Origin of the sequence: Brevibacterium mcbrellneri ATCC 49030 (genome assembly GCF_000178455.1) — a bacterium.
GTDB classification, from domain to species: Bacteria; Actinomycetota; Actinomycetes; order Actinomycetales; family Brevibacteriaceae; genus Brevibacterium; species Brevibacterium mcbrellneri.
In genome coordinates this window covers 89,849-107,951 of record NZ_ADNU01000008.1, presented here as the reverse complement: position 1 = coordinate 107,951, position 18,103 = coordinate 89,849, and the positions used below count along the sequence as shown (strand labels likewise).

14 protein-coding genes are annotated in these 18,103 nt (G+C 56.8%); 6 read left to right on the top strand and 8 right to left on the bottom strand.

Annotated elements, in window-relative coordinates; all coding sequences use genetic code 11:
• Nucleotides 1-37 precede the first annotated feature (37 nt).
• The 5 genes from HMPREF0183_RS01245 to HMPREF0183_RS01225 all read right to left on the bottom strand — a co-directional run bounded on the left by HMPREF0183_RS01245 (nt 38) and on the right by HMPREF0183_RS01225 (nt 5,052).
• Nucleotides 38-325, bottom strand: coding sequence for a GlsB/YeaQ/YmgE family stress response membrane protein (locus HMPREF0183_RS01245; RefSeq protein WP_005881914.1), 288 nt, complete (start codon nt 323-325; stop codon nt 38-40).
• Nucleotides 326-469: 144 nt separating this feature from the next.
• Nucleotides 470-2,029, bottom strand: coding sequence for a polysaccharide deacetylase family protein (locus HMPREF0183_RS11935; protein WP_156798025.1), 1,560 nt, complete (start codon nt 2,027-2,029; stop codon nt 470-472).
• 101 nt (nt 2,030-2,130) lie between these two features.
• Nucleotides 2,131-3,138, bottom strand: a complete 1,008-nt coding sequence (locus HMPREF0183_RS01235) for a universal stress protein (protein WP_245527074.1) — start codon at nt 3,136-3,138, stop codon at nt 2,131-2,133.
• A gap of 201 nt (nt 3,139-3,339) precedes the next feature.
• Complete coding sequence (locus HMPREF0183_RS01230) at nt 3,340-3,861, bottom strand: HNH endonuclease (RefSeq protein ID WP_005881909.1); 522 nt, start codon at nt 3,859-3,861, stop codon at nt 3,340-3,342.
• A 366-nt stretch (nt 3,862-4,227) separates the two neighbouring features.
• The gene (locus tag HMPREF0183_RS01225) at nt 4,228-5,052 is read right to left on the bottom strand and encodes a C40 family peptidase (protein ID WP_005881907.1); all 825 of its coding nucleotides are present in this window, start codon (nt 5,050-5,052) and stop codon (nt 4,228-4,230) included.
• A gap of 441 nt (nt 5,053-5,493) precedes the next feature.
• Between HMPREF0183_RS01225 and HMPREF0183_RS01220 the strand changes: the two genes are divergently transcribed.
• Entirely contained in the window at nt 5,494-6,918 is a 1,425-nt protein-coding gene (locus HMPREF0183_RS01220; protein WP_005881905.1) for an MFS transporter, read from the top strand.
• Between the two features lie 96 nt (nt 6,919-7,014).
• Here HMPREF0183_RS01220 and HMPREF0183_RS01215 read toward each other — a convergent pair whose 3' ends face one another.
• Complete coding sequence (locus tag HMPREF0183_RS01215) at nt 7,015-8,529, bottom strand: AMP-binding protein (RefSeq protein WP_169309646.1); 1,515 nt, start codon at nt 8,527-8,529, stop codon at nt 7,015-7,017.
• A 116-nt stretch (nt 8,530-8,645) separates the two neighbouring features.
• Between HMPREF0183_RS01215 and HMPREF0183_RS01210 the strand changes: the two genes are divergently transcribed.
• From HMPREF0183_RS01210 to HMPREF0183_RS01195, 4 genes are read left to right on the top strand one after another with little or no spacing between them, the layout of a single operon-like run.
• Nucleotides 8,646-9,446: an SDR family oxidoreductase gene (locus tag HMPREF0183_RS01210; RefSeq protein ID WP_005881902.1), complete on the top strand. Its 801-nt coding sequence runs from the start codon at nt 8,646-8,648 to the stop codon at nt 9,444-9,446.
• Between the two features lie 3 nt (nt 9,447-9,449).
• Nucleotides 9,450-10,652, top strand: coding sequence for an acyl-CoA dehydrogenase family protein (locus HMPREF0183_RS01205; protein WP_005881900.1), 1,203 nt, complete (start codon nt 9,450-9,452; stop codon nt 10,650-10,652).
• Between the two features lie 8 nt (nt 10,653-10,660).
• Nucleotides 10,661-12,343, top strand: coding sequence for an AMP-binding protein (locus tag HMPREF0183_RS01200; RefSeq protein WP_005881898.1), 1,683 nt, complete (start codon nt 10,661-10,663; stop codon nt 12,341-12,343).
• Nucleotides 12,343-15,438: an acetyl-CoA carboxylase family protein gene (locus HMPREF0183_RS01195; protein WP_005881896.1), complete on the top strand. Its 3,096-nt coding sequence runs from the start codon at nt 12,343-12,345 to the stop codon at nt 15,436-15,438. Before HMPREF0183_RS01200 ends, HMPREF0183_RS01195 begins: the two co-directional genes overlap by 1 nt.
• On the opposite strand, the gene HMPREF0183_RS01190 is transcribed toward HMPREF0183_RS01195, so the two are convergent.
• Nucleotides 15,425-16,111 carry an iron-dependent transcriptional repressor DtxR gene (locus HMPREF0183_RS01190; protein WP_040347599.1) on the bottom strand — a complete coding sequence of 229 codons (687 nt, stop codon included), beginning with the start codon at nt 16,109-16,111 and terminating at the stop codon, nt 15,425-15,427. The two genes, HMPREF0183_RS01195 and HMPREF0183_RS01190, sit on opposite strands and share 14 nt — an antisense overlap.
• A 107-nt stretch (nt 16,112-16,218) precedes the next feature.
• Complete coding sequence (pdxH, locus tag HMPREF0183_RS01185; RefSeq protein WP_005881893.1) at nt 16,219-16,872, bottom strand: pyridoxamine 5'-phosphate oxidase; 654 nt, start codon at nt 16,870-16,872, stop codon at nt 16,219-16,221.
• An 81-nt stretch (nt 16,873-16,953) separates the two neighbouring features.
• Between pdxH and serC the strand changes: the two genes are divergently transcribed.
• A complete protein-coding gene (gene serC / locus HMPREF0183_RS01180; RefSeq protein ID WP_005881891.1) occupies nt 16,954-18,081 on the top strand; it encodes a phosphoserine transaminase in 1,128 nt (375 codons plus the stop codon).
• Nucleotides 18,082-18,103 lie beyond the last annotated feature (22 nt).

Below are 18,103 nucleotides of genomic sequence, written 5' to 3'. Positions count from 1 at the left end.
CTGAATGCCGGGGCCACTTTGTGCGTCAGCTAAGAAACTACTTATTAGCCTTACGCGCCAAGAAGCCGTAAATAACCATCACGATCAACGCACCGATAACAGCCAACAGGATGGTTCCCAGGCTCCACGGGTTGTTCATGATTCCCTGGACGCCATCTCCACCAAGCAACCCTCCAATGAAGCCACCAACGATGGCACCAACAACACCTAGAATCACAGTCATCATGAAGCCCATGCCCTGTTTACCTGGCATGACAGCACGAGCGATAAGCCCAATCAGACCACCAATAATGATCCACGAAATAATCGACCACAAAAGTCCCACTGTTGTCCTTTCCTTGTAGGAGCGCCCAACGTTACCACAGACTCGTCCACTAAGCACACCATGAACCCAAAGGGCACCTTGTCAATATTATGCGCGTCACACCCAGGTGTTTAGACATACCCAGTCGCTTCGCGCACCTCGTGGCTAGGAGTTTTTCGTAACGTAAGGGTGCTCCGGAGTTGAGCACATCCCCATATGTGAGCCCTTGCAGAAGTACTCTTTCCCCGCATCAAACTTCGCGCCCCGATACAGCTCTGAGATTGTCACCATCGCGTAGCCCTGGTCCTCCAGATACTGCAAAATGTCATCTGTCGCATCAACGGTCGGCTGGTGAATCGAGTGCATAAGAACAATCGCACCAGGCTGCACGCTCTGCTTAACGGTAGCGACTGTCTTTGGCTTTGACTTGGTCTGCCAGTCGAGAGTGTCCACATCCCACATAATCACTCGTTTGTCATGCTTACCTGCAACATCATCGACCTTGCGATTGGTCGCACCGTACGGTGGCCGCAGCAGCGTGGGCTTCTCTAGCCCAGCATCTTCAATCGCCTTGTCGGTGTCGGCGATCTCCTTTTCGGCCTTCTTTGCACCAACCTTGCTCAGAATCGGGTGCGTGTACGAGTGATTGCCCACTTCATGCCCTGCGTCAACCATTTTCTTGACTTCCTCGGGGTACGCCTTCACGTTCTTACCAATAACAAAGAACGTCGCGTGCGCGTGGTGTTTCTTATACGACTTAATCAGGCGATCAGTCAGGTCGTTCCCGCCGGGACCATCGTCATACGTCAAAGCCACGCAGGCGGCCAGCGCACAAGAAAATCCTGGGCCTTCTTCACTGTCCTCGTCGAGTTTCACCACGTCTTTCGACCCGTTGTCCGCGACCTTTTTGCCCAGGTCAGAAAGCTCGTCGTATGTCTTCTTCTGACCCTTATACGACGGCAGAGCATCCTTGCCGAAAGTCAGGTCGTCAAGGTCGTCGTCGCTCGGCAACGTTTCACCTGTGAACATATCTTTGGCCGGCATCGTTTTGTCAGCTTCGAGATCCGTAACCAGCAGTTTGACTGTTTTTTCGCCCTTGACCAGCGCCTCCACACGACTCACTACATATTTGCCGCCTGCAAAGACAACTTCGTTGCGCAGGGTGATATCAGCGTCCCCTCCCGCCGAGGTGTCATCCGCCCCCGCTGTTTCTTGGCCTTCCGGCGAAGCGGTTGCGTCCGAGGTGGGTGCCTCTTCCGAGGAGGAACCAGATTCCTCGGGTCCCGAGGTGGTGTTTGACTCCGTAAGACCCCCAGCTTGCGCAGTGGAGTCATCCGAACCGTGGGGTTTGGAATCGGGTTCACGAATGAACGTGTCAAGTTCAGCCTGTTTGCTCACTGGCGTAGGAACTGGTGTAAATCCTTTTTTGCCATCGAACGCTCCGCCTTCACCAAGCTGATCGAGCGCAAACTCTTCAACCATTTCGTTCAGCGACGCGGCACCTTGAAGCGCCACCAGCTGAGCGTCGATCGAAACACCCGCTTTGTTTTTCACAATGGCTAAACGCTGCAAGCGGTCCTTAACGCTGTCTGGAACCCCGTCATAAGAAGTAGAAGCACCTCCATTGCCACGTTCTTCATCGTTGACATTGGAGGAACAAGCGATACCACCAGCAACGACAGTCGCAACAAGCGCCGTCGACGCCATCACCTTTTTGAACAACACAAACACCCTCCCCGCCAAAAGGCGACGAATAGAGACATAATGATAGTTAAGCTACTCGGCTAAAACCGAAAACGCGACCGTGGCTCCGGCCACCAGATGGATCAGGATTCGCGCTTAACGCGAACCACCATGGTGGGGCACCTGGAGTACGGCAAAACAGACTGCGAAGTCGATCCCAAAAGGAGGCCCGCAAACCCGCCACGACCTCGGGAGCCAATTACCAAAACGGACGCAGTGTCAGAGGCACGCACTAGCGCTTCTGCAGGCTGCCCGTCATACAACGACCAGCTCACGTCCAGGTCAGGGTACTTCTCACGCACTGCCTGCGCAGCAATCGCGAGCTTGTCCGCACCTTTATCAACGTAACGCTTCATGTCACCCGTTGAAGGCAACCATTCAGGCCCTACAACCGTGGTGGTGATGACGCCCAGAAGCACCAGGGAGCTGCCTCGGCGGTTCGCGAGTTCCGCAGCTTGCCACAGGGCCTGAGATTCAGCACCCAAAGCGTCGATTCCTACAACAACTTGACCCGTGTAGTCAGGCCCAGTAACCGTGTCAGCTTCAATAGTGTCCTCAAACGAGTCACCACCGGCATTACGGATTGGGCGTGAGGCTGTCTGCTCAGGAGTACGCTTCGAATCGTTCGACCATCCAACGGGTATCACCACCGTGGGGCAGTGGCTGTGAGCAGGCAGGGCCGAAGACACAGTTCCCAAAAGACGGCCAGCGAAACCACCTCGGCCACGGGATCCAACAACCGCCAGCGACCCTTGCTTGGATTCTTCAACCAAAACCCCGGCAGCGTCACCAATCTCGATAATCGCCTCAACTTCGACGCCCGCTTCTTTCACCAGCGACGCCGCTTCCCTAAGCGAATCCGAAACAGCCGCGCGCACCGCACTGTCGTCGACAGGAACATATGACACGTCTACCGTTGCAGACGCAACGCTAGGCACTGTGTAAGCGCCAACAAGACGAATGGACTTCTTCTGAGCGCGGGCCTCATCAATCGCCCACATTAGCGCATTACGGCTGGCACTTGAACCGTCAATTCCAACGATGATTGCTTCAGGGTCGGCAACTTCGGTAGTCATCTGTTCCTCTGCCACGGGTACTCCTTACAGATCGAAACCGCTTATCTTTCAGTCTACTCCTGCCCCTTTTTGCCACGGCATTTGACCCGCTACGAAACGGCAACGGTTACCCGGCGACTGTTGCACTTGTGTTGCACACCGATAAACCTGCCTTGATACTGCAAACCATGTCGCACGAGCCACGTCGCACGAGCCGCAGCACTCAAAAGTGAGCCCCTACGCGGATTTCGCCGCAACTTCGGGCGAGCGTGCCAACTGAAGAAAAGGCAACCAACGCTTGGCAGGGTTTTCAATGTCACGCAACCACCAGTGGCCCGTCTGTGGGGCAACGGGAGTGAACAGCAACTTCCACCCCATCTCGTCTGGCGTGCGGTTCCCTTTCACGTTGTTGCACGACCGGCAACATGCCACCAGGTTTGTCCATGTGTTCTGCCCACCCCGGCTACGAGGAAGTACATGGTCAACCGTATTTGCACCTTCTCCGCAATATGCGCACAAGTGCTTGTCGCGTCGCAGTACTCCCCTGCGGGAAAGCGCTGTCGTCCGCCCCCGAGGTGGTTGCACGTACCGGTTGAGCAGAATAACTGAAGGCTGATCAATGGATACGTGTGCGCTACGGATCAGCAAGCCCTCGCTTGCTAAGACTGTAGCTTTGCCCGCCAAAACCAGGGCGATCGCACGCCTAAATGACACGATCGACATGGGCTCGTAGCCAGCGTTTAGAACCAGTGTTTTCACTTTTTTCTCCTGAGGCGGGTAGGAAAACGCGCGAGGCGCCGCGCATAAGCGCGACGCCTCGTTAAAGACAGACATGAGCCACTCACAGACTCCACACCTATCGAATGTATGGGTTCTGCAAACGATATAAGTTCACCACTGCTGTTGTGCATGCTGGTCTCCTTACATCGTGAGCAGTGAGCAATGTCAATACAGTCAAGATTACCGGGCGCATCCACCGATTCACCCGCACATAGGCCGGTTTTAGCGAGAATTATGCACTGTTTGTCAAATGTTCACCATGCAGGCCTATGAATGCACGAAACCCCCGCGCTGTACCGATTTGCGCGGGGGTCTCAACTTAAGTGTTCTTAAGTTTAAGAAGTCTTACAGAACGCGAATGAACTTGGCTCCTGAACGGACCATCCAGTCGATGGAGCGGTAAGAGGTGTCAACGCGTGGGTTACCTGCGTCGTACATCATGCCGTTACCAGCGTAGATACCAACGTGTCCGGGCGACCAGATAATGTCACCAGGCTGAGCCTGTGCACGCGACACGGTCTTTCCAGCGTTGCGCTGAGCACCCGAGGTGCGAGGCAGCTTCACGCCCACCTTGCCGTACACGTATGAGGTGTAGCCGGAGCAGTCCCAACCACTTGGGGAGGTTCCACCGGATACATAAGGGGTTCCGACGTACTGACGAGCAATTGCAAGAACCTGCTGAGCCTTGGATCCGCTTGGCAGCGCAACGTCTTCGTTAGCTTCAGACTTGGAGCTCTTCTTGGATGAAGATGATGAGCTGGACGAAGATGCTGCTGGAGCTCCGGAGCGGCTGTTCGAAGTGGAAGCGTTAGCTTCTGAATCTTCTGAAGTTGGTTCCGCAACTGGCTCAGGAGCTTTCTTAGCGGTGACGTTTGCAGCCACACCAGTTGCAATGTCAGCGACGTCAGCTTCTGCAACCGCGGTTGCCTTCTGAGCGGTGAAAGTTTCAGCTTCGTCAGCCTTTGCAGCATCCGCGGAGACGGTTGCGTCATCCTTAGCGTCGGCAGTTGACGGAAGGGTTGCAGTCACAAGCAGACCACCAGCAGCTGCAACAACAGCAGCGCGCTTACCCATTGCACCAGAGTTAGCGTTCAGCGCTTCAGTGAGTTCAGTCAGTGGTGTCTTGACACGTGCGTCAGACGCGTGACGCCCCATCTTCTTTCCAGCCACGAGATTCCTCCATCTACCAGCCTGCGGCCGCCACGTTCATCGGTACTCTCACTGGGCTGTGTGACTAGCGGTAGCAACCCGTGAGTGGATCAGTTCAAAATCCAACAGTGAAAACTGTAACCGAACGGAATCCCAATGTCACATTTCAGTTACAACTCAGGCACACATTAGGCGCGTTTTACTGCATCACCCCAGGTCAGCTGGCATAAAAAAGTTTATAACGAATTTTGATCCTCGGTTATATTTGCATGACCCAGGCCCTATTTTCGCCCTTCACAAGCCCACTTCGACACTCGTCCGCCAGGTCCACTGCGTATAGCCACACATTTTCCTCACGCCACAACCTGAACAACTCTTGACTCACGCAGTGGTGTACGACACACTTATTCGAACCGATCAAACGATCGGTTCAAGCTTTCATCAAAGGCGATAGGAGCTTTCATGACCGCATCATCAGCAATTGACCCCACACAGGCCCACCACCACCTGAAACACCGAAAGCTCTTGGCATCCGGTGTCGTCGGGTCCTCGATTGAGTGGTACGACTTTTTCCTCTACGGCACGGCAGCCGCGTTGGTGTTCCCACACGTGTTTTTCCCATCGGAAGGACCACTGGTTGCGACCCTTTTGAGTTTCGCTACGTTTTGGGCAGGGTTCATTGCCCGCCCTCTGGGTGGCGTGATTGCCGGTCACTACGGCGACAAGCTTGGTCGCAAGCCCGTCGTCGTTGTTTCTCTCATCGTTATGGGCATAGCAACGTTTGTCATCGGGTGCCTTCCAGGCGCGGCGAGCATTGGCTTAGCGGCACCTATTGCCCTTGGCCTTTGTCGCTTTGCCCAAGGTCTTGCAGCAGGTGGCCAGTGGGGCGGGCTTGCGCTCCTTCTTACTGAATCAGCTGGCCCTAAGAACCGCGCATACTCCGGTTCATTTAACCAGATCGGTGTTCCAGCAGGAGCATTCCTAGGCAACGTCGTGTTCATCACCGCAACCTATGCCCTTACACAAGAACAGTTCATCTCATGGGGCTGGCGCATTCCGTTCTGGTTCACTGCAGTCCTCTTCCCTGTTGTGTTGTTTATCCACCACAAAGTTGAAGACAGCCCAGAGTTCCGCGAACTTGAAAAGAAGACGTCTGAAACTCAGTCGCAAATCGTCAAAGCACCCCTGTGGGTCGCAGTGAAGAAGCACTGGAAGACCATCCTTCTGGGTTGCGGACTTCTCGCTTCGACCAACTGCATCTTCTACATCTCCATCGCAGGTGTACTCAGCTACGGCGCAAACTACCTGGGCTTGGACCGCACCCACATGCTGATCGCAGGAGCGCTGGCGTGCGTCATAGGTATTGTGACCACACCCCTACTAGCCCTATGGTCAGACCGAATCGGCCGCCGACCCGTCATCATCGTTGGAGGAGCAGGAATCTTCCTGTTTGTACCGATTTACTTCATGCTGATCAACACCGGAAACATTGTCCTGTTCGGAGTAGCAGTGTGCGTTTCGTCGGTGTTCCAGTGCGCGGTCTACGCTCCACTGGCAGCGTACCTGGGTGAACTGTTCGAACCTGAAGTACGGTTCTCTGGCGCTTCACTTGCCTACCAGCTGGCAGCTATTTTGATCTCGGGCGCAACACCGATCCTCATGACCTCACTCATCGCGTCTTCGGGTAACACACACGGCGTGACCATCATGGTCATGATCATGGGTGTCATCACGGTTGTCAGTGCTTTGCTGTTGAAAGAAACGAACCCCAAATGGGTCCGGGAAGACCCTCACGCGGTTCCTGGTGAGTTCCTTTACGAACAGAAGGCAGTTCAGTCAGCTAGTTTCCAGACAGCTTCCGAAGAGGACCCGGAACCAGTCGCGTAACCTCGTCACACAGTCCTAGTCGACAACAGGGCTGTACTAAAGGTGGCCGGTAGCAACACTGCTACCGGCCACCTTTATGTTGTAAACATCCGAACTTTACAACTGAGACACATCGATCGCGCGCTTAAGGATCTTCCCGCTTGGCCCCTTAGGCAACGCCTCTACGAACTTAATGATCCGAGGAATCTTGTACGCCGAAAGCCGTTCCCTAGCAAACGCCTCAATTTCTTCTTCCGTCAGCGTCACCCCTGGCATAGGAGTAATAACAGCCGTAACGATCTGCCCGTAGTGCTCGTCGTCCGTTCCCAGCACGGCTGCCTCAAGAACGCCTGGGTGTTCGTACATCGCTTCTTCGATCTCACGCGGGTACACGTTGTAGCCACCGTGAATGATCAGGTCCTTGAGCCGGTCCACGATATATAGGTATCCGTCCTCATCAACCCGGCCCAGGTCACCGGTGTGGAACCAGCCGTCTTCGTCAATCACTTGGGCCGTTGCGTCTTCCCGCTTCCAATAACCGGGCATGTTCACCGGACCACGCGAACATACTTCACCGACCTCACCTACTGGCACCTCGGCGCCGGTGGGGTCCTTAATGCAGAATTCCAGTTCCGGCAGCGGCACTCCCACCGACCCTGGTTTACGCACACCGTCCAGCGGGTTCATACTCACCATCGCCGAGGTTTCCGTCAGCCCATACCCTTCAGTGAGTGCCGCGCCAAAGCGTTCTTCGAACTTGCGAATGAGCTCAACTGCTGCTGACGCCCCACCTGAGAGCGCGAACCGCATGTGGGAGAAGTCGTAGTCACCTTCTGGCGCGTGCACGATCGCGTTCCACATCGTTGGAACTCCGGACACTACCGTGAGCTTGTCATGGCTCATGACTTTCAGCTGTTCAACCGGGTCAAACCGGGGCAACAGCGTCAGCTGCGTGCCGTGCGCGACCGCCACCATGAGGATTGACGACAGCCCAAACACATGGAATAGCGGGAGGGAGGTACCACCTCGGTCGTCTTCTGTCATCTTCGAGTCGATGCCACCGATCCGGGCCGCGTTGGTGAGGTTGCTGACCGTGAGCATGGCGCCCTTTGGGCGGCCCGTGGTGCCCGAGGTGTACAACAGCACCGCGACGTCCTCACCTTTGCGTTCGACCGGGGTGAAGTCGTCAAACGGGGGAAGGTCAGCCAGGTCAGCCGGGGTGATCAGTTGGCATGTTTCGAACGTCACGCCGGCTTTCTGGGCGGACTCTTGGCCGGCTTGGGCCACGGCCGGGTGTGCCACGACGCGGCTAGCTCCGGAGTCTTCAAGGAAATAGTCGATTTCACGCGTGGTGGCCAGCGGGTTGATGGCCACGATTGTGAGCCCGATTGCTTGGGCGGCAAAGAATTCGACCACAAATTCCGGTGTGGTGGGGGCGATGAGGAGCATCCGGTCCCCCTCGCTCACCTGGGGCGCTAACTGTTGCGCGCGACGCGCAACCAGGCTGGCCAACTGTCCACGGGTGATTTCAACTCGCGGCTCTGTCAGGGGCCCGCGCAGTTGCATGCGATCAGGGTCTTTACGAGCGAAGTCGAAAACCGGCGTTGCAAGATTCAGCGGTGAAAATTCCACGATTCTCCTTTGAAACATGGCGGTTACGTACTCACATACTAAAACAACATTTGCTCCCGAGCGATCGATCGGTGAAGATGTTTTATAAACTTCATTGGGCTCGAAGAGGAGATCACATGGAAGTGAACGGAAACGTAGCAGTCGTCACCGGGGGCGCCGGCGGAATTGGGCAGGCCCTGGCCGCGGAGCTCGTCAGCCGAGGTGCCCGCGTGGTTGTGGCGGATGCCGCCGAGGCGGTAACCGAGGTGGCAGAAAAGTTAGGCTGCCACGGTTGGCAGGGCGACGTGTCAACAGTCGCCGGAATCGAAGCGCTCATCGCTGAAACCGAAAAAAAATACGGCCCCGTCGACCTGTTCTTCGCAAACGCAGGAATCATGGGGCAGTCTGGGCTCGGCGACGAGGAAACGTGGGACACGGCCATCGACGTGAACCTGCGAGCGCACATCCGCGCCGCCAAACTCCTGATACCTGGCTGGCAGGAAAGGGGACGGGGGCACTTTGTGTCGACGGCCTCGGCGGCGGGCCTTCTCACCCAACTGGGGCAGGCGGAATACTCCGTGACTAAACACGCGGCGGTTGGATTCGCCGAATGGCTGGCCATCACTTACGGCGGTGACGGCATCAACGTCACGTGCGTGTGCCCCATGGGAGTCAACACCGCAATGTTGCAAGCAGGCACAACCGCGCAGAATGTCACGGAAAAAGTCGCAGCCGCGGCCGTGACACAAGCCGGGCCGGTCCACGAACCGCAGCACGTGGCACAGATTGTGCTCGACGGGGTCGAGAACAACGAATTCTTAGTGCTCCCCCACCCTGAAGTTCTCGATATGTACCGCATGAAGGGGTCCGACTACCAGCGTTGGATTTCCGGAATGCAGCGTTACCAAACCACCCTCACCAACCAACACAAGGAGTAAAACATGTTTGAACAGACGGAACGTGGAAAAGACTACGAAGGACGCCTCAACGCGTTTATGGACGAATTCGTGTACCCGGCCGAACCGGTGTACCACGAACAGATGCGCGAAGTGGGCCCGCACGGCATGCCGCAGGTTCTGGAGGACCTCAAGGCAGAAGCAAAGTCGCAGGGCCTGTGGAACCTGTTCCACCCACACCCAGAGTGGGGCCCGGGCTTAACCAACTCAGAGTACGCGCCGCTGGCCGAAATCACCGGCCGTTCGATTGAGATCGCGCCTGAAGCGATCAACTGTAACGCTCCTGACACCGGGAACATGGAAGTGTTCACGCTGTTCGGAACCGATGAGCACAAGGAAAAGTACCTCAAGCCCCTGCTTGACGGGACCATGGCTTCGGCTTTCGCGATGACTGAGCCTGCCGTGGCCAGCTCGGATGCGACCAACATCGAGTTGCTCATGAAGAAGGACGGCGACGAGTACATTCTGGACGGGCGCAAGTGGTTCGCGTCTAACGCAATGCACCCCAACCTGGGCGTGTTCATCGTGATGGGCAAGACCGACCCTAACGCTGACACTCACCGCCAGCAGTCCATGATGGTGGTGCCAGCTGACGCTCCCGGCGTCACCATTGTGCGCAACCTGCCCGTGTTTGGGTATGACGACCGTGAGGGCCACGCCGAGGTCATTTTCGACCAGGTGCGCGTGCCGGCTAAGGATGTTCTTAAGGGCGAGGGCGAAGGGTTCGCGATCAGTCAGGCCCGCCTGGGACCCGGCCGTATCCACCACTGCATGCGTGCGATTGGATGTGCCGAACGTGCGCTGGAACTCATGTGTAAGCGTGCAGAAGAGCGCGTGACCTTTGGTCAGAAGCTGTCGCAGCGCGCGAACATTCAGGACTGGATCGCTGAGTCGCGTATTGAGATCGACCAGGCTCGCCTGCTGACCTTGCACGCGGCTCACCTCATGGACACGGTGGGCAACAAGGTGGCGCGCACGCTCATTTCAGAAATTAAGGTCGCAGCCCCTGTCATGGCGTTGAAGGTCATTGACCGTGCGATCCAGGTGCACGGAGGTGGCGGTGTCACGAACGACTTCCCGCTGGCTTCGATGTACGCGCACATGCGTACCCTGCGCCTTGCTGATGGACCAGACGAGGTTCACAAGATGACCATTGCCCGCCACGAACTCAAGAAGTACCGGAAGTAGAGGAAATCATGTCGTATGCACCGCTGTGGGAATCGGCTGCTCGTGAACTTGAGGAGCTCCGTAACCGCCCCGCTGAAACTCAGTCGCAGATCGATTCTGTTGACGGAACCGTTGCAACCTGGGTAGCGCATTGGGCACTCACACGCCCCGAAACCACAGCGGTGCATTTTTACGGCCGCGACATTACATACTCGGAACTGGACAATCTAGCTGACCGTGCTGCTGAATGGTTGCGCTTACACGGGGTCAACACGGGTGACCGGGTTGCCATGTACATGGGCAACTGCCCTCAGTACCTCATTCTTTTTGTTGCGATCATGCGCCTGGGTGCGGTGCTAGTCCCAGTGAACCCCATGTTCCGCGCCAGCGATTTCACGTACGAAATCAACGATTCGTCACCCAAAGTTGTTGTTGCCCAAGAGGAACTGCGCGAGGTTGTCGAAGCGAGCCGCGCCGACCTCGATTCTGTTCCTCATGTTGCCTACACCCGGTTGAGTGACACGCTGACGGCAACACCTCAGCCCCGCGCCCCATTTGAGCGTGAAGAAGTGAGCGCGGACTGGCAGGAGATCACGAGCACTGCCCCGCTTGCGCAGCGTCCCGAGGTCGACCCAGCTTCGCTGGCCGCTCTCAACTACACGGGTGGCACCACTGGACTACCAAAAGGGTGCGAGCACACTCACGAACACATGGTGTATACCGCACTGAGTACGCTGGCTGTGCGTGGAATGCGCCCGGGTGATAAGCCCGAGGTCTACCTCTGTTTCCTACCCATCTTTTGGATCGCTGGAGAAAACGCCGGCATCCTCAACCCGCTGGTCGACGGGTCGACCGTTGTCCTGCTGACTCGCTATCACCCTGATGCTGTGCTGGAACTGCTCGAAGATCAGAAAGTCACGTTCATGGTGGCTCCGGCAGATGTCTACTATGAGTTGCTCGCTAAAGACGTGGCATCACGTTCACTCGTCCTTGACCAGGTGCTAGCGGTGTCGTTCGTCCGCAAGCTCACGGTTGATCTACGCGAACAGTGGATGAAAGCTACTGGTTCACTATTGTGTGAGGCTTCATACGGAATGACCGAAACCCACACGATGGACACGTCCACGTTTGGACTTCACGAAAACAACCAAGATCTCCAGGCCGAACCGATCTACACGGGCTACCCCGTGCCGGGAACCCAGATTGTTGTTGTCGATCACGATCTCAAACCGGTCAAGCTTGGCGAAATCGGTCAGATTTTGGTCCATTCGCCTTCGGTTCTCACCAGGTATTTCAACCGCCCCGAAGCAACTGAAGACAGTCTTATTGAAGGGTGGTTGCTCACTGGTGACACGGGTCGTTTTGATGATCACGGTGGGCTGACTTACCTTGCTCGCACAAAAGAAATGATCAAGGTCAACGGAATGAGTGTGTTCCCTGCTGAACTGGAGTCGTTCTTTAAGCAACACCCTGAGGTCGGCAGTGTTGCAGTTGCACCACGCGAAGACAACAAACGCGGACAGGTTCCCGTCGCATTCATTGTGCGCGCAGAAGGCTCGCAGATCACAGCAGATGAACTTACTGAGTGGGCACACACAAACATCGCGGAATACAAGATTCCAGAAATCACCTTCGTAGAAGCGATGCCGATGACCGCGACCGGCAAGATCAGAAAAGTCGACCTTGTAGCCGCACTTAACCAAGAGGACTGATGACACACACTCTGCTCATTGCTAACCGTGGCGAAATTGCGGTGCGAATTGCTTCCACTGCTCGACTCATGGGGATACCAACGGTGGGCGTGTACACCCCTGAAGATGTCACCAGTTTGCATGTCGACGCATGCGATACCGCCGTGGAAATTCTTAGCTACTTGGACGCCGAGGCTATCCTCGATGCTGGGGTGAAGAACGGAGCAACTCTTGTTCACCCGGGCTATGGCTTCTTTGCCGAATCCGCTGAGTTCGCCCGCAAGGTACGTGATCGCGGCCTAACTTTTGTTGGACCAACACCGCAGGCGCTTGAAGCTGTCGGAGACAAGGAACGAACGAAGTCGCTGGCGAACACACTGGGCATCTCAGTCACCCAGTCCACGGGTCTATTGAGTGGTGATGCCGGGGTTGCCCAAGCGGTTCAGCTCCTCGAAGAATCGCCAGATGGAATAGCGATTAAGGCCGTAGCTGGCGGTGGGGGCCGTGGCATTCGCGTCGTGACGAACCACAATGACGTGGTTCAAGCCCTTTCGCAATGCGCGCATGAAGCTCGCGTGGGGTTCGGTGACGACAGAGTTTTTGCTGAACAGTGGGTTCAGAATGCACGCCACGTTGAGGCGCAGGCTCTTGGCGCGTCTACAGGCGTACACATTCTGGGCGACAGGGACTGTTCCCTGCAGCGTCGACGCCAAAAGGTCATTGAGATTGCCCCAGCAATGCTCGCAGAGAACGTGCGTAAAGAACTTCACGACGCCGCCCGCACTCTTCTTGAACACGTCAATTACACATCCCTTGCAACCGTCGAATTCCTGGTCACAGATTCCGGCTGGTATCTCATGGAGGTCAACCCCCGCATCCAAGTTGAGCACACGGTCACAGAGTGCGTAACAGGACTCGACCTGGTTGAACTCCAGCTGCACGAGGCGATGGGTACTGGTGTAGAAATCTCGCCTACTCCTTCTCAAAGAGTTGCGGTGCAGGCGCGAGTATGTGCGGAACGGTTTACAGAAGATGGCGACATCGTTCCCATGACGGGGACTGTCGATACCTTTGACGCACCGCACGATGCTGGAGTCCGCGTCGACACCTGGATTCGTTCAGGCACAGAAGTTGGCACGGCCTATGACTCGCTTGTAGCAAAAGTGATCTGCACGGGCCACGATCTTGACTCCGCGCTCAGCAATTGCAAGAAAGCGCTCGCCCGCACACAGGTTCGTGGAGTCAATACCAATGTGAGCTTCTTACAGGCTCTTCTCCCCTACGCCGTAGACGCCACGACATCGACAATCGACACCCAGTTTGCACGCATCGTCGAAGCTACCCCGGAAGCCTTAGTCGAAGCCGACGAGCACAGCGTCCCTACAGATCTTGCAGACGGTGAAGAAGCTATCCTGGCCCCGGTTTCGGGAACTGTGGTTTCGCTTGAACCCAATGAAGGCGAACTTGGGCTCATTGAAGCCCTCAAAATGCATCACCCCATTGTGGCACCCCCGCACGTCAACGCCCGCCCACTTGTGAACGTGGGAGACACGGTCGTGAAGGGGCAACCACTGTGGATTGTTCAGGGCGCAAACGTGGCGCATGACAATGCCACACGAGCGACCAGCCAGCCGCACCCCGGTATTCAAGAAGTGAATGACCGCCACGCTGTCACACACGACGAAGCCCGCCCAGAAGCGGTCGTCAAACGTCACGGACAGAACCGCCGCACCGCCCGCGAAAATCTGGCCGATCTGATAGTTCCAGGAACATTTGTCGAATACGGGGCACTGGCAATCGCAGCACAGCGTAAGCGACGAAGCCTCGAAGAATTGATTACTAAGACGCCCGCCGACGGACTGGTGGGCGGAATCGGACAGGTAAAAACGACCTCGGGCCCGGTCAGCGCTGTCATCATGAGCTATGAGTACATGGTGCTTGCTGGAACCCAGGGAGCACGCAACCACGCCAAAACTGACCGGCTTCTTGAACTGGCTCACCGGAAGAAACTCCCCGTTGTGTTCTTCGTCGAAGGTGGCGGAGGCAGGCCCGGTGACACCGATATTGCACCAGGAACCCAGCTCAACGTTTCCACGTTTGCCGCCCTGGCACGCCTCCGAGGTGTGGTCCCGCTTATTGCGGTCGCAGCCGGCCGCACATTCGCCGGCAACGCGGCTCTCGCAGGAGTGTGCGACATCATCATTGCGCACGAAGACGCGAACATTGGGATGGGCGGTCCTCAGATGATCGCAGGAGGTGGACTGGGCACGTTTGACGTCAGCGAAGTAGGTCCCACGGCGGTGCACCGCCGTTCAGGGGCCGTTGACATTGTTGTTCCAGACGATCAAGCGGCCGTGAAAGCCGTTCAAGAGGTCCTGGGGCTGTCTCAGCATGTCATTGAATACGAACACACTGGTGAACCCCAAAACACTGTTCCGGCTGATCGCCTCCGCGCGTTTGATATGCGTGACGTGATCACAAACGTGGCCGACGACGGCACGTTTCTTGAACTCCGTACTGACTACGCTTCTGGTGCAATTGTTGGTTTCATGCGGGTTCACGGGCACAGTTTCGGATTTATCGCCAACAACAACCACCATTTAGGCGGGGCGATCGATGTTGATGCAGCCAGGTCTTTCGCCCAGCACATTGCGTGTGTTGAGAACCTGGGCCTCCCACTCATCAGCTTTGTCGACACCCCTGGTTTTATTGTGGGACCGGAGGCAGAAAAAGAACCTGGCATGCGCGCTTTTGGTGACTTGTTCGTTGCAGGCGCGCATTTCACAGGCAGCACAGGTGTAGTAATCATCCGCAAGGCGTATGGCCTTGGAGCCATGGCAATGACCATGGGATACCTGCACGCTACCGATTTCTGCATCGCATGGCCTGCAGGCGAAATGGGACCCATGGGCTTAGAGGGTGCTGTGCGACTGGGGTACGCAAAAGAGCTTGCGCAAGTAGAAGGCGAAGAACGCGAACAACTCTATTCGCGACTCCTTGACGAACTGTACGCTCAAGGCAGGGCGCTTTCAGCCGCTGAAGTCTTTGATATTGACGATGTGATTGACCCGGTGCACACGCGCGAATGGATCGCGTCGCTCATCACACCACAGTGACGAACACGTTGTCCGCAGTCTCAGGTGGCAGGTCCAAAACTTCCGGTTCACCTTCAACAGTCAAGGTCAAGTACTCTCCGTTGACCCGCAGAGAAGCCACTGCCCCCGGCACGACGCCGGTGCGCTTGAACTGCCCCAACAAAAACGTGTCCACCTGAAGTGGTTCGCCCAGCCACTGAATCTTCACAGTGAGGTCTTTGTCAGTGGTAGCGACATCGGTCAGCGCCCGTGCTTGTGGCCCAGTTTCAGGTTCAAGCCCCAGTTCTTCCAACCCCGGAATGGGGTTGCCATATGGACTGGTGCTCGTTGTGGGAAGGATTTTCACCAAGCGTTCTTCGACCTGCTGGCTCATCACGTGTTCCCACCTACACGCTTCGTCGTGAACCAGTTCCCAATCCAGCCCGATCACATCAGACAGGAGCCTCTCAGCCAACCGGTGCTTACGCATCACCGACGTAGCCAACTCACGCCCCGATTCTGTGAGTTCAAGACTCCTGTCCGAATCCACGATCAAGAGTTCGTCGCGTTCCATACGCGCAACTGTTTGAGACACAGTAGGACCAGAATGCTCGAGGCGCTCTGCAATACGTGCACGCAACGGCCTGACCCCTTGCTCCTCAAGCTCCACAATGGTCTTGAGGTACATTTCGGTGGTGTCGATCAGGTCCTTCACATTACCCCTCAGCTCATGACGTCCAGTTGGCCAGTGGCCCATTCATCATTCTATTAACAATCCAATAAATGGCTAGGCATCTTTCACTTGCCAAACTACTGGGCGACTCACGGGAACAGCCGTTGCACCGTCCACGCCGCCGCATCATCCAAACGCGACACCTGAGAAGCCTTCACCTGAAAACGGTCATGCATGCGACTTTCACTCCCGTGCCAAAACTCCAACGTGTGAGCGCGCACCACATACCCACCCCAGTTGTCAGGCCGCACTACAGGGGCACCGGCTGCCGCCTCGGCGCGGGCATACGCCTCATCCAACTCTTCGCGGCTACCCACCGGCTGGGACTGCCGGGACGCAATCGCCCCGATCTGCGATCCCCGTGGCCTCACCGCAAAATACGCATCGGACTGCTGGGCGGGAACCCGCTCAGCGACACCACGCACACGCACCTGACGGTGCGCCGCATGCCACGGAAAAACCAACGCCACGTGTGGGTGCTCAGCGATCTGACGACCCTTCATCGAGTCGTAATTAGTGAAAAACACGAACCCTTCCGGGCTGAACTCCTTGAGCAGAACAATGCGCGAATCCGGACCGTCCTCATCGACAGTCGACACCACCATCGCATTGGGTTCATGCACGTGTTCAGCCACTTCCTCATACCACCGACTGAACTGTTCAAACGGGTTCTCACCTACCACATCAGATGAGTTTCCCTGGTACTCGGTTCGAGTCGTAGCAAGCGATTCAAGATGGCTCATAGGCCAATAGTACCGCCGGCAAGAAGTACACATCTTGACCCGCCCGCACTCTCTCTACCCGCATTCCCTACACTTGCACATGTGACTGAGACTACTTACGCACCCATTCCGTCTGAACTGCTTCCCCGCGATGGCCGCTTTGGTGCCGGCCCTGCTCGTATCCGCGACGAACAGATCACCGCGCTCATGCAAGCCGGACGCACGGTTTTGGGCACCTCGCACCGCCAAGCCCCCGTGAAGAACCTGGTCAAGCGCGTCCGCGAAGGCCTCCACCAGCTGTTTTCACTCCCCGAAGGCTACGAAGTGGTCTTGGGCAACGGTGGGTCCACCTGTTTTTGGGACGTCGCTACGTTCTCCCTGGTGCGTTCACGTGCAGCTCACGCGCAGTTTGGCGAGTTCGGTTCCAAGTTCGCAAAAGCCACCGCACAAGCCCCGTTCCTGGAAGACTCGGTCATTTTTGACGCCCAGCCAGGCACTGCGACTATCCCGCAGGCAACCGACGGGGTTGACGTGTACGCGTGGCCTCACAACGAAACCTCAACAGGCGTGGCAACCACCATCACCCGCCCCCACGGCATTGACGACGACGCTCTGGTCGTCATCGACGCGACCTCGGCCGCCGGTGGCCTGCCGGTAGGCCTCTCCCAGACCGATGTCTACTACTTCGCACCTCAAAAGAACATGGGCTCCGACGGTGGCCTGTGGGTAGCCGTCATGAGCCCGCGCGCCCTCCAGCGCGCACAGGAAATCAAGGATTCTGGTCGCTGGATTCCGGCCTCCCTGGACCTGGTGACGGCCATCGACAATTCGCGCAAGAACCAGACGTACAACACTCCTGCGGTTGCTACCCTGTTGCTCTTGGCCGAACAGATCGAATGGATCAACGCCCAGGGCGGCCTGGCCTGGGCTACCGAACGCACCCGCGCATCCTCGCAACTGGTGTATGACTGGGCAGAAAAGCGCACTGAAACCACCCCGTTTGTGACCGAGGTGCAGGACCGTTCCGCCGTTGTGTGCACCGTGGATTTCGATGACTCGGTGGACGCCGCCGAGGTGGCAAAGACCTTGCGCGCCTCCGGAGTTGTCGATGTTGAACCGTACCGCAAACTGGGACGTAACCAATTGCGGATTGCCACGTTCGTGTCAGTGCCACCGGAAGACGTCGAAGCACTCCTTGCGTGCATCGATTACGTGCTGGACAACCGTTAGCTGACAAACGCGCGGCCCTGCG